The organism is Vibrio sp. 10N.247.310.17 (assembly GCF_041466605.1).
GTDB classification, from domain to species: domain Bacteria; phylum Pseudomonadota; class Gammaproteobacteria; order Enterobacterales; family Vibrionaceae; genus Vibrio; species Vibrio tasmaniensis_A.
This window is the reverse complement of the sequence record NZ_JBFSTC010000005.1, coordinates 1-12266: the sequence shown is the minus strand read 5'-3', so window position 1 is coordinate 12266 and position 12266 is coordinate 1. Positions and strand designations below refer to the sequence as shown.

The following is a 12266-nucleotide window of genomic DNA, read 5'->3' as shown; positions in this document are numbered from 1 at the left end:
GTTGTCGTGAAATTGAATCAACCTGATTGGCACTTACCACGCCTACTTGCCAAAGCTGAAGCCTCCATTTTTGATCACTCATCACCGACTGATAGGCTGATTGGTTCTGGCGCGTTCTCGTTAGACATCTTCTCAAGCAATATGTTGAGATTGAGCCGCAATAGCGCGTATTCACACAGCACGCCGATTCTTAATCGAGTCGAGTTGTGGGTCTATCCAGAATGGGCACAGGGTAAAGCCTGCGCTCAAAATCAGGTGTGCGTGAAACTGCCCGAAAAGACGACCACCGTGCGTGGCGATGACCATTCTTCTCAACCGGATTCTTGCTCGACGTTTTTCAAGATTCAAAACCCAGCATTAACTAAGTCACTTCGTGAATTTACTGTTGAAGACACCTCTGAATGCCAAACCCTTTTCGAGCAGTTGTCAGTGTCTGGCGACAGAAAAACCAACGTGGAATATGGACATTACCTAACTAGCTACCTAACAACCAAAGACGTCGTGTTGTGTAGCATTATTGATGAGAACGACACCTTCACTTCGTGGTTAAGCTTCTTCAGTCGCTTCCCGTTTGAGGACTTAACGCTGCCTGCTGAGATGCTAGAGACAATCGAACAAGGCTTAGCCTCGATAAGAAACCAGCCCAACTTTGAGTTAGCGATGAATGCACTGTTGGAACTGAAGCATTGGTTGAATGACTCTGGAGTTGTGATTGAGCTAAAGCAAGAGGTGTTCAATTTGGAAATTTCTGAAAAGATACACAGCGCGCAAGTCAATGGTTTCGGTTGGTGCGATCTCGACCAATTATGGATCAACCATTTGTAATTTATGGCTAGACAAGTTTGCTAACCTTACCGACTTTTACATAATGGATCGAGTCTAGTGTCGCGTACCGTTACTTTATCTCTGAGCCACTTCCAACACTATCTTGCCGACGTGTTTTTTCTTCAAGAACTCGTCTTGTGCAGTATGGATGTCAGCCAATGGGAATGACTCCGCGACAATTGCGCCAATCTGCTGTTTCTCAATTCGGTTAACCAAGTTTTGGAATATTTGAGGCTCCAACACTGTACAACCGAAGAAGCTCAAATCTTTCAAATATAAAGTACGTACATCAAGCTCGACCATCGCACCACCAATCGCACCAGAGACGGCATAACGACCATGCGATTTTAGGACTTCAAGAAACTCTGGCCACTTGTCACCGGCAACCAAATCGATAACCACATGCACACTATTTACACCTAATGCTTCCACCAAATCAGCATCACGAGCAATCACTTCATCAGCACCCAATTCAAGTAACTGTTGGTTCTTGCTTGGGCTAGTAATTGCAATCACGTAAGCACCGCGTGCTTTCGCCAATTGAATCGCCGCTGAACCCACACCGCCCGATGCTCCGGAGATAAGCACACGATGACCTTCAGCCACATTTGCGCGAGTCAGCATGTTCTCTGCTGTTGAGTAAGAACATGGGAAAGACGCTAGCTCTACATCCGACATAGAACTGTTCACCGCATAAGCGTGTTTCGCTGCCACTTTTGTGTACTCAGCAAAACCACCATCGCACTCCGAACCGAAATACCATGGCTGTGGCAGATCTCTTCCGTAAACTTCAGTCAAACAAGGCTCAATCAGAACACGCTCGCCAATACGTTCAGCCGAAACTTCGTTACCAACGGCTACGATGAAACCGCACACATCGGCTCCTTGGATGCGAGGGAATTTCAACGCTTCGCCAGACCAACTGGCATCGTCTGAGTCATCACTTTTAGAATACCAACCGATTCGTGTGTTGATGTCGGTGTTGTTCACGCCTGCGGCCATCACCTTGATCAGCACTTCATTAGGTTCAATTTGAGGAACAGCGATATCTTCACGGTAACCAAGCATTTCTGCACCGCCGTGCCCTAACATCTCTACGCCTTTCATTGTTTTTGGCACTTCAAAATTCATACTGTTTCCTTGAGTAATTTTGTCACCATATTCTGTGCAGATGCCACTGCTTCTTCGCCCAATACTGGCCACGCGCTTGATACGCCTTCATGAAGTAAAAAGAGCTCTGAAGCGAGGTCTTCTCTTTGGCTTTGCTTAGCCATTAACGCCTGAACTTCTTTCTTATGCTCGATTACGGCTTGGTTAATCAGTTCGTTGTCAGGAAAAGCAGCCAGTGCGTTCATAGATAAACAACCGTGCGGCGCGTACTCTTCCATCCACTGTTGAAGCTTGTTGAAGATATGAGTAATCGCTTGGTAGCCCGAGCGAGGGGAATCTTCCAACAGCAGACTCAAGTAGCGCTGGTGACGATGTTCTAACGCCCCAACGATCATCGCTTCTTTTGAAGGGAAGTGTTTATACAAGGTTCTCAGGCTCACGTTGCACGCGGTTTTCAGTTGTGCAACGCTCGGTTCCGCAAAACCTTGCTGGCTAAACGCCACTTCAAGGCTTGCTGCAATCTGCTCTCTCAACATAATGCTCTCTTAATACTGAATACCAATCGTAGTAAGTAACAGTGATAGGTATAACAACAGGTAGAACGATCACTCTACCCATGTCAATGAGATCTTTTTGTCGTCCTATAAACGAAAAATCCCGCTACCAAGTAGGAGCGGGATTTCAGTTATCAAAACAACTTACTTAATGCTTAATAAGATTAGGGCTCAATCAACACCAACGAATCTAGAATGCCTTTGCCGCTGTGGATCCCGCCTTCGTTTTCGCTGGCTGGTTTACTGCGGATCAAGTAACCCGCGTAACCTTCCAGTTCGGTCACTGGCTTACCTTGGTAGTAAGCGGTGAATAGGCCGACTTCGCTGACTAAATCTGTCACTAGCGTTTGTTGAGTGTCACGCACTGCAATGGTTGGTACGTCACGTTCGTGTGGATACAAGCGCTGCATCAATGCCCATGCATCGTACTCTTCTGGTTTAAGTTGACTCAGTTGCTCGCTAATGTCGTCACCAAAGACACAATGGCCACCGCCCTCACCTTGGTTTTTCAACACCCACTCTTGCTTATCAGCTTGTGTGTTAAACCATTCAATCGATTCACTGGTGATAGGCTTCATATCGGCTAAAACACTCTTGACCAGTTCGGCTTCTTCTAGCGTTAAACCCCAACGTGCGTATTCAGATGCTGGCATCATGGTCAGCAGCATTTGCATGGTTTTGCTGGTCGCTAATTGTTGGCTGATGGTCGCGTTCATTGCGACATGGTGTTGTTCCATAAACACGCGCGTTTGGCTTAGTGTATGACAACAAACCGATTCGTTGAGTTCTGGTGCCCAGTAGTCTGAATACTGATAGCCCGCTCTTAGGTAGACCACATCGACAGCGCCGACATCTTGCAATAACAAACGTTGGTCATCACCCGATGAAAGCTGACAGCTCAGTTGTTCAAAAGTGCGACGAACCGTACGTACACCCTGCTTTTGCAGTTCAATTTCGAGTAGGTGTTGGTCGTAAACATTGTCTTCATTCTTTTGTACTACCATCAAGAATGTTGGCTTATCTGAATCATTAAAGTCAGCTCGCACTTTTCTTGCTGAAGTCGCAATACCATAAGCCAACTGCGTTAAGCCTTGGTTTTCAGCAGGAGTTGCAGATTTATCTTCAAGCCAGCTCTGATAAGTCTCAGGCCATTGATTTTGCATGTAATCATGGAACTCTGTGGCCTTTTGCCCAAACGGAGCCATACCTGCAGCAATGCCATTAAACTCGATCACTTTCGCGCCATGTTGGCGATCATCCATAAAGTCAGTACGCATTAATAACAACGGTTGGCGAGCAGGATAAAGACGATGAGACACCTCGCCATGCGCTTGTTGATGCAGTTCCATCAAGCGACCAAAAAACGGATCAGCTTTGGCCATATCACTCAGTGATGACTGCAAGAAATCATGATCTTCGGAAACATTGCTGATTAACTTGGTGATCAGCGGTGTTACCTTCAACAAGTGTTCATACACCTCACGCTCCATAGTCATAGGAGCAATGCTGAAAGGACAATGCCTAGCGGTATTATCTGACTGGCGAAACGCAACACCGTGCATGATCGCCCACTCACACGCATCTTCAATAATTTGTTGTGGTAACCGTGGAATTGTCATCTCTCATCTTCCAAATAAAAATAGCACCCAGAATAAGACGAAGCTTAATTCCAAAAGACGAAATAAAACTGGATTTTTTATCAAACAACTACGTTTGTCTTATCTTTCAAAAGCTTGAATAGATTATACATCTCAATTATCGAGTCTGCTCAATGATCAGATCGCGCAACCATTTGTGGCTAGGTTCTGAATCGAAGTATTTATGCCACAACAGGAACAAGCCTCCCGGCACCAAATCAACCGGGACAGGCTTCATCACCAACTCTCCGCTATCAATGTAATCGCGAACCGAGTTGTATGGGTAACACATAAGTAAATCACTCTGCTTACACAGTTTAATGGCACTGGTGATGTCTGAAACATTAGCGGCTTTGTTGATTTCAAGCTGCTTTGAGTTAAGCACTTCCATCAATAACCAATCACCCGCACCACCCGTTACCAACTGTATGTGTCGATACTTCAAGAAGGTGTCGAGGTTCCACTCTTCTTGCAAGGCTGGGTGGTCATTGCGCATCAAACACACCGAGTAATCCAAGCACAGTTCCACGTAATCCAACTCGTCAGGGATACACTGGACATGGGTAGAAGCGCGCTCATCTAGCTCAAAGATGCCGATACCAAAATCCACCTCACGTTTCAGTAAGCGCTTGAAGCTGTCGCTGCTCCACGTTGAACTGTTGATGGTGATGTGCGGCGCATCGGCAAGTGCTGTCGGCATAAAATGCGGGTAAATCGCCGTGTACGCGGTTTCGACAAGGTCTATAGTAAAGGTACGCTCACTGTCTTTAGGGTCGAAAACTTCGGGAACAGTCAGCTTTTCGATCTGCAGTAGAATTTGGTGGATCTTAGGCGCTAACGCGAGTGCTTTGGGTGTTGGGAATAGACCCTTTGATTCACGCTCAAACAGCGGATCATCAAACAAAGCTCTGAGTTTAGTGAGCTGTTTACTTACCGCAGACTGGCTCAAAAAGAGTCGATCTGCCGTTTTACTCACACTTCGTTCTTCAATCAGAACGTGCAAGCAAAGCAGCAAATTCATATCGCATTTAAGTAAGCTTTTAACATCTACCATGATATTCCCTAAATTCAGGTTAATGATGATTAATTGTCACTTTAAATCATATCATTGTCTTGGTAAATTTAGCGCATGTGAGTTAAAACACTCAAAGAATAATAGAATTAAGGAATACTCATGGATTTTCTAGCACTACCAAAGATTGATTTACACTGCCACCTAGACGGAAGTGTTCGCCCAGATACGATTATTGACCTAGCAAAACAGTACAATATCGAACTACCTGAAGATCGCGACGCGGTTGTTCAATCTCTAACTGTGCCAGAAGATTGCAAAAACCTAGATGAGTATCTGGCTTGTTTCAGCCTGCCACTGCAAGTAATGCAGACTGAAGAAGCGATTGAACGTATCTCTTTCGAGCTATACGAAGACGCTGCACTAGAAAACGTTAAGTACCTAGAAGTTCGCTTTGCGCCAATCCTACATGTGAACAAAGGTCTGTCTCTTGATACGATCATTGCAAGTGCAGTAAAAGGCATGAAGCGCGCTGAAGAGAAATACGACATCAAAGGCAACTACATCATGTCTGTGCTTCGTATGTTCCCTAAAGATTCTATCAAAGACGTAATCGACGCAGGCCAACCCTACCTAGGTAAAGGTGTTGTGGCGTTTGATATCGCAGGCGGCGAAAAGCCAGGCTTCTGTGCTGAATTCCCTGAATACACACAATACGCTCTTGAAAAAGGCTACCGCATTACCGTGCACGCTGGTGAGCAATGGCATGGTCAAAACGTTTACGATGCAGTGACAATGCTTGACGCTGAACGCATCGGCCACGGTGTTCACATCCAAGGTAACGAAGACGCATACAACATCGTTAAAGAGAAGCAAGTTGCGCTTGAAACTTGCCCAACAAGTAACGTTCAAACTAAATGTATTCACCAATTCAGCGACCACCCAATTGCTGAATTCAAGAAAGACGGCATCGTTGTTACGATCAACACAGACAACCGTACTGTGTCGAACACAACCATGACCAACGAAGTGAAGCGTGTGTGTGAAACATTCGGCCTAACAAAAGAAGACTACGTAGAGATCTACAAGTTCTCTGTAGAGAGCGCTTTTGCTTCAGACGAAGTGAAACAGCACCTAATGGGTTTCGTTGAGCAAATCTAACTTGTCAAAGCGCGCCTATGGCTGAATAGCTAGGCTCACTTAGCATTAGTGCTTAAAAGCACAAAATAGGAAGAGAAAGGCTGACGCTTTTCTCTTTTTTTATGCCTGAAAATCGCTAATCTTGCAGTATTCGTCATTTATACCAATCACAGTAAGTAAGTGATCATAAATAGCGCAGGAAAAAGGCTTAAGAACAAGGCAGAAATTTTCGATAAGTAGTCATTCTACAATCAAAATTTCTAACACAGTTATTGAGCGTTTTAACCAGCTAGGATGACCAGTTATTTACTACGATTGGTATTAAACCGAGACTCTCGGAAAGTGGGCAAGCATGAGTAATACAAACGTTAAAACTGAACTAGAAAAGATGCTATCTGGGCAAGTATATGATGGTGCAGACCAAGAAATTGATACCATGCGTTCCAATGCCAGAAAGTCGCTAATGGCTTTCAACAACTACCAAGATCCAGACCAGCAACACACATTGCAAGAGCAGCTATTTGGTAAGGTTGGTAGTAGCAGCTTAATCCAGCCCCCTTTTCACTGTGAGTTTGGCAAAACCATTGAGATTGGCAACGACACCTTCATTAACATGAACGCAGTAATGCTAGATGGTGCGAGAATCAAAATTGGCAACAATGTTTTAATTGGACCAAGTGCCCAATTCTATACGCCATCACACTCCCTTGATTATCGTAGCCGCCGTAAATGGGAAACCTTCTGTTTACCAATAACAATCGAAGATGATGTGTGGGTTGGCGGAAACTCAGTCATCAACCAAGGCGTGACAATTGGGGCTCGTTCAGTGATTGCTGCGAACTCTGTGGTCAACAGCGATGTACCGCCAGACTGCCTATACGGTGGCACGCCGGCAAAACTGATTCGATATTTAAATACTGAACAATAAAGCTAAGTAGAAGAATAAAACGTATCAGTAGAATAAAGCTACTTAGAACAACGAATACAAAAAGAGGCGATGTTCACATGAAACATCACCTCTTTTTTTGATTAGTTAGACGTGTCTCTTCTATCGAATGGATTTCGTTCCATGGCCTTTTCATACTCACTTTTCGGGCTACTCAAGTACGTGGTTTTGACGAACTTTTCCCAATCAGAAAACAGCGATTCTATTGGTTGCTCTGTAAGTTGTGATGGATCACCATTGCTTTTAATGAGATAAACAAACGCCTCCTCCCCCCATGAACGTTCAATAAACTCACCGACCGTATAGCCAAGCTCATAAACAGCTGAGCTACTGTTTGGCATATGGTATAAATCCTGAACTAGCCCATCGAAACGGCGACTGATGGCAGTCCTGTTATTGACGTGAAACCAATAATCTTCAGATTTGTAGATAGCGATAGCTTCCCACAACCAACGCGGATTATTCGCAAAGTTCGGATTCACTTGCAGAGTCAGTAAATGTACGAACTCATGCAGTGCGGTTTTATGGATCTCACCACCAAAATAGAGCAGCCTAATTTCATTGCTTTTAGGGTCAATATACCCCGTAGAGAAAGCATATCGATACCCTATGCTCCGCTCCTGCTCATCCAAATAGGCTTTTTGGTTTCGCCATACTCTCACCGTTACGACCGGTATTGAATCAAGGCCGAAGCTTTTCATCAAAGGAGCCTGTTTGAGCAATAGCTCGTTGTGAATACTTGGAATTATCGAAGGTGAGGTTCCATCGTAAAGGACATACTTAAACTGCCCTTTATCTGATTCATAGCAATTATGACAGCGTTCTTCACCTTGCATCTGCAGCATTGCTGCCACAATAAGAACCAATCCAGATAAAGCGAGAACCAAAAAAGTGATCATTGATCTTACTGAGTATTTTTTCATCTTGTTAAACCCTTAGAAAGAAGAGTTAAATCGTTAACCCGAAATCATCAAATCCGTTAACGATTCAAATCAATACCCAGTGCAAGCAATTCTCTTTCACACTGAGACACATCACTAAACTGGATACCGGTAATACCTACAGCTTTCGCCCCCTCTACGTTGCAAGGCATATCATCAATGAACACCGTATCTGAAGCATCAAGACCATGTTGTGACAGTAGAGCATGATAAATTTCAGGTTGAGGCTTGAGCATGCCCAATTCAGCGGATACCGCCGCGCCATCAAACAACGGCCAAAATTGGTAGGTTGATTTTAGGTATTCAACAATCTCGACTACGTTGTCGGTAAGCGCGTACACACCATACCCAGATCGCTTTACACGCTCGATGAGTTCAACTGAACCGTGCAGTAAGATCTGCGTTTGCTTAACGTAATAGAACAGGCGATCGCACTCTAACGGGGATAAGTCGAGTTCTTGTTGATAACGAAGCTTGGCCTCACTTTCGGTCAAGAATCCTTTGTTCAAATCCAACCAAATCGAACTTTGGAAAATTGAACGCGCTTGGGTTTCCAGATCATCAAGTTCCCCGAAAGTCAGGCGAGTAATTTCTAGCGGTGACCAACGTACAATCACATTGCCGACGTCAAATACCACATTTTTTATTTGATGAGTACTCATACCTTGCTCCTGAATTATTCGCGTGAAATAACAACAACACCGACATTAAATGCCGCACCTTAAAGTTCATAACCTTGTTTTACAAAATAAGGACTGAAATCACAATATGTCATCGAGCAGGTACGAAAAAGGCCATCATAAAAATGGCCTTTACACAGAATTTTTTGCAGTCTCAACCCTACAGATCAAACGTTCAGTTAGTCGATGGGATGGGCTCACCGCTCTTTATTTAAGCAGCATTCACTGATGATGTGACCTTTTGCTTTTGTTCAAAAAACTCTTCATGTAATGCACAAATGGCCTCTTGATACTTATCGTCGCTCACAACAAATTGTACATTCACGTTTCTCATCGACGAATGTAACGCAATGGGCGTAACACTATTGCTCATCAAAGCCAATACGCCATTCGCTAGCGTTTTATTGGTGTCAATTTGAGAGCCGATCGCCGAAATGATAGCGACCATACGTCCCGAAATAGATGCTTTCGGATATCGCTTCTCTGCCTTATAAAACACCTTATTTAAACTTTCTGAACTGCCGCCTAGATAATACGTAATAGAGTTAGCATTCATCTCTTTTCCGATAAGATTAACTCTCGCATCCGCGATAATTTCCATTAGTTCATAACTGACGTTATCAGCCTTACCGACCATCCCCTGATCAAATACATGCAACGCATATACTTTCTGTTTTCCGGCAATAATCTCTATCTGATTGGTGTCTGGGCGGTAATCTGAAGAAATCAGTGTACCTTCATGCTCTGGCTCAAAAGTGTTCTTTATTTGTAGTTCGATTCCACTCTCGCGCAACCCTGCTGCGGCATTAGAATGAATAGCTTCCATACCAAGGTTTGCTAACTGATCGGCAACATCATAATTAGTCGCTCCAATTGGTTTAACTGAGCTAACCCCAACCACTTTTGGATCGGCCGAACTAAAGTGATACTCCTTATGAATAATAGCCAGTGATGCCTTAGTCATAGTCGCGACACGGCTAAACGTCATCTCACTGTAACCACGGTCATAAGTATGCATCAAACCTTGTTTGCAATAGGCATAACCCGTCACTATAGGTAGCTCTTCAGCCACATTTATGTCTGAAAAAGCGTCTCTGATAGTATCGTCCAAACTCTGAGGAGTCTTGTTATCCCAACCAGAAAGGTCAACAAAGGTTGAATTAATACCAATATTTTTCAATTTAAGAGCCGTATTGTACGCACTATGTGACTCGCCAATTGAAGAGAGAAACTCGCGGATCTGAGGCAAGTAATGCCTCAATGAAAACTGACCGTATTGACACGTTTCAAGGATATTTGTAATACAGTTCTTCGCTTCTGAAATACGCGACCGGATGAACTTATCAGCACGCGCACGATTCATAGGATCTGCAAAAATATGCTCGTTGATCAACAACATACGGCTTTCAATGTAAGATAACGCTTCTTCCCAAGAATCATCACGCATTGCGATCAATTGATAAACACCTGGCTTGCCTGTTTTTTTGCACTCCAAAAGTGCATCTGTCATCCCGCTATAAGCTGACACAACAAAAATTCGATTGTACGGATTTTTCGGGCGGAGAATAATATTGTCGAGCATAGCATCAAATGCTGTCATGGATGTACCGCCGATTTTTTCTACGGTAAATGTCATAAAAGACCTTAGTTATAGATAAGCAATAAAGACTAGATAAATGGAAATTGGGGTGAGATTTCACCCCAGAAAAAGTCGGTTAATCAACCAGAGGATAAACGCCGTTTTCATCGTGAACTTCAGCGCCAGTAATTGGCGGATTGAATACACACGCCATAACCATTTCTTTGTTTTTATACGCACGTAAATAGTGTTCATCGTGCTTATCAAGGATATAAAGCGTCCCAGGTTTGATGGGATAAGTCTCACCACCAACCACTTCAATTTCGCCTTCACCACTCATGCAATATACTGATTCTAAATGGTTTTGGTAATGAATATGTGTTTCCGTCGCTTCATAAATTGTCGTGATATGAAATGAAAAACCCATGTTGTCATCTTTCAACAACATGCGAGTACTTTCCCAATTATCCGAAACAATACGTCTTTCGCTATTACGACATTCATCAAGTGTTCTAACAATCATTTTACTGTCCCTATTACGATACTTTCTTGAAATACTTAGTTGCTACAATTTCTACTGAATCTTCGAAGATGGTTAAACCTTGCATCAGTTCCGATTCAGATATCGTCAGTGGGCAAAAGAACTTCACTATTTCATCGTTAGGGCCAGCTGTTTCAATGACCATACCGTTTTCAAAACACGTTTTGGCAATTTCGTCAGCCGTGTTTCCATCTTTACATTCAATGCCAATCATCATTCCACGTCCCTTGCGTTGAACGAATAGCTCTGGGAAACGCTTGATATTGCGTTGAATGACATCATCAACCATGCTTGAGCTACGTTGAATATGATTTTCAAAATCATCATTTGACCAATACATTTCTAACGCTTTCGTAGCGGTAACGAACGCATGGTTATTACCACGGAAGGTGCCGTTGTGTTCTCCCGGCTGCCATTTGTCTAATTCAGGCTTTAATAAAACGACGGCCATCGGCAAGCCATAACCACTTATCGACTTAGACAGCGTGACTATATCTGGCTTGATACCTGATGGTTCAAAGCTAAAGAACGTACCCGTTCGACCACAACCCGCTTGGATATCATCGACAATGACTAAGATATCGTGAGCTTTACAAATTTTACTCAAACGCTGTAGCCACTCATTTGAAGCGACATTCAATCCACCTTCACCTTGAACCGTTTCCAATAAGACGGCTGCTGGCTTATCCATACCGGCAGAATTATCAGCTAACATCGTTTCGAACAATTTTAATCCATCAATGCCAGCGTAACCCTCAAATGGCAAACGCGTAACGTTGTTAAGGTTTGAGCCCGCGCCTTGTCTATGATGTTGGTTACCCGTAGCAGCCAGTGCACCTGCAGTACAACCATGAAAACCATTGGTAAACGCTACAATGCTACTTCGGCCTTTCACTTTTTTAGCCAATTTAATCGCGGCTTCAACGGCATTAGTTCCTGTTGGGCCTGTAAATTGAACTTTATAATTGAGATCTCTTGGTTCTAGAATTAAGCGAGTAAGCGCTTCTAAGAATTCAGCTTTGGCTTCTGAATGCATATCTAAGCCGTGCGTAATCCCGTCCATTTCAATGTAATCAAGCAAGGCTTGCTTAAGTATTGGATTGTTGTGACCGTAATTGAGAGATCCTGCTCCAGCAAGAAAATCGACGTAACGATCACCTTGTTTTGTTTCAAGCCAGCAACCTTTTGATTTACTAAAAGTGACTGGAAAACTATTCGAGTATGAACGTACCCCCCTCTGGCAGGATAGTTGTCACTGTTAAAATTTAACCAGTTTGGGCGATAAAGAGTAATTGTGTCTC

10 protein-coding genes and 2 pseudogenes are annotated in these 12266 nt (G+C 43.6%); 3 read left to right on the top strand and 9 right to left on the bottom strand.

Annotation, left to right across the window (positions count from 1 at the left end; all coding sequences use genetic code 11):
- Positions 1 to 825: pseudogene (locus AB6D80_RS02820) on the top strand (peptide ABC transporter substrate-binding protein); the annotation flags it as partial.
- A gap of 75 nt (positions 826 to 900) precedes the next feature.
- Here the strand turns inward: AB6D80_RS02820 and AB6D80_RS02815 are convergent.
- The 4 genes from AB6D80_RS02815 to AB6D80_RS02800 all read right to left on the bottom strand — a co-directional run bounded on the left by AB6D80_RS02815 (position 901) and on the right by AB6D80_RS02800 (position 5180).
- Positions 901 to 1956 carry an alcohol dehydrogenase family protein gene (locus AB6D80_RS02815; RefSeq protein ID WP_372187697.1) on the bottom strand — a complete coding sequence of 352 codons (1056 nt, stop codon included), beginning with the start codon at positions 1954 to 1956 and terminating at the stop codon, positions 901 to 903.
- Positions 1953 to 2471, bottom strand: coding sequence for a TetR/AcrR family transcriptional regulator (locus tag AB6D80_RS02810; RefSeq protein WP_061020944.1), 519 nt, complete (start codon positions 2469 to 2471; stop codon positions 1953 to 1955). Before AB6D80_RS02810 ends, AB6D80_RS02815 begins: the two co-directional genes overlap by 4 nt.
- A gap of 182 nt (positions 2472 to 2653) precedes the next feature.
- Complete coding sequence (locus AB6D80_RS02805; protein WP_372187695.1) at positions 2654 to 4108, bottom strand: glutathione synthase; 1455 nt, start codon at positions 4106 to 4108, stop codon at positions 2654 to 2656.
- Between the two features lie 136 nt (positions 4109 to 4244).
- Positions 4245 to 5180: a LysR substrate-binding domain-containing protein gene (locus AB6D80_RS02800; protein WP_017100456.1), complete on the bottom strand. Its 936-nt coding sequence runs from the start codon at positions 5178 to 5180 to the stop codon at positions 4245 to 4247.
- A gap of 120 nt (positions 5181 to 5300) precedes the next feature.
- Here AB6D80_RS02800 and add point away from each other — a divergent pair, with 120 nt between their 5' ends.
- Positions 5301 to 6299, top strand: coding sequence for an adenosine deaminase (add, locus tag AB6D80_RS02795; protein ID WP_017100457.1), 999 nt, complete (start codon positions 5301 to 5303; stop codon positions 6297 to 6299).
- 331 nt (positions 6300 to 6630) lie between these two features.
- Positions 6631 to 7206 carry a sugar O-acetyltransferase gene (locus AB6D80_RS02790; RefSeq protein WP_017100458.1) on the top strand — a complete coding sequence of 192 codons (576 nt, stop codon included), beginning with the start codon at positions 6631 to 6633 and terminating at the stop codon, positions 7204 to 7206.
- Between the two features lie 101 nt (positions 7207 to 7307).
- On the opposite strand, the gene AB6D80_RS02785 is transcribed toward AB6D80_RS02790, so the two are convergent.
- From AB6D80_RS02785 to ectB, 5 genes and pseudogenes are all read right to left on the bottom strand, one after another.
- Complete coding sequence (locus AB6D80_RS02785) at positions 7308 to 8147, bottom strand: hypothetical protein (protein WP_017102265.1); 840 nt, start codon at positions 8145 to 8147, stop codon at positions 7308 to 7310.
- Positions 8148 to 8203: 56 nt separating this feature from the next.
- Positions 8204 to 8827, bottom strand: a complete 624-nt coding sequence (locus AB6D80_RS02780) for an HAD family phosphatase (protein ID WP_017102264.1) — start codon at positions 8825 to 8827, stop codon at positions 8204 to 8206.
- 229 nt (positions 8828 to 9056) lie between these two features.
- Complete coding sequence (locus AB6D80_RS02775; protein ID WP_372187694.1) at positions 9057 to 10481, bottom strand: aspartate kinase; 1425 nt, start codon at positions 10479 to 10481, stop codon at positions 9057 to 9059.
- 79 nt (positions 10482 to 10560) lie between these two features.
- On the bottom strand, positions 10561 to 10947 hold the full coding sequence (locus AB6D80_RS02770; RefSeq protein WP_009845969.1) for an ectoine synthase: 387 nt from the start codon (positions 10945 to 10947) through the stop codon (positions 10561 to 10563).
- A gap of 13 nt (positions 10948 to 10960) precedes the next feature.
- A pseudogene (gene ectB, locus AB6D80_RS02765) lies at positions 10961 to 12205 on the bottom strand (diaminobutyrate--2-oxoglutarate transaminase); the annotation flags it as partial.
- Between the last annotated feature and the right edge of the window lie 61 nt (positions 12206 to 12266).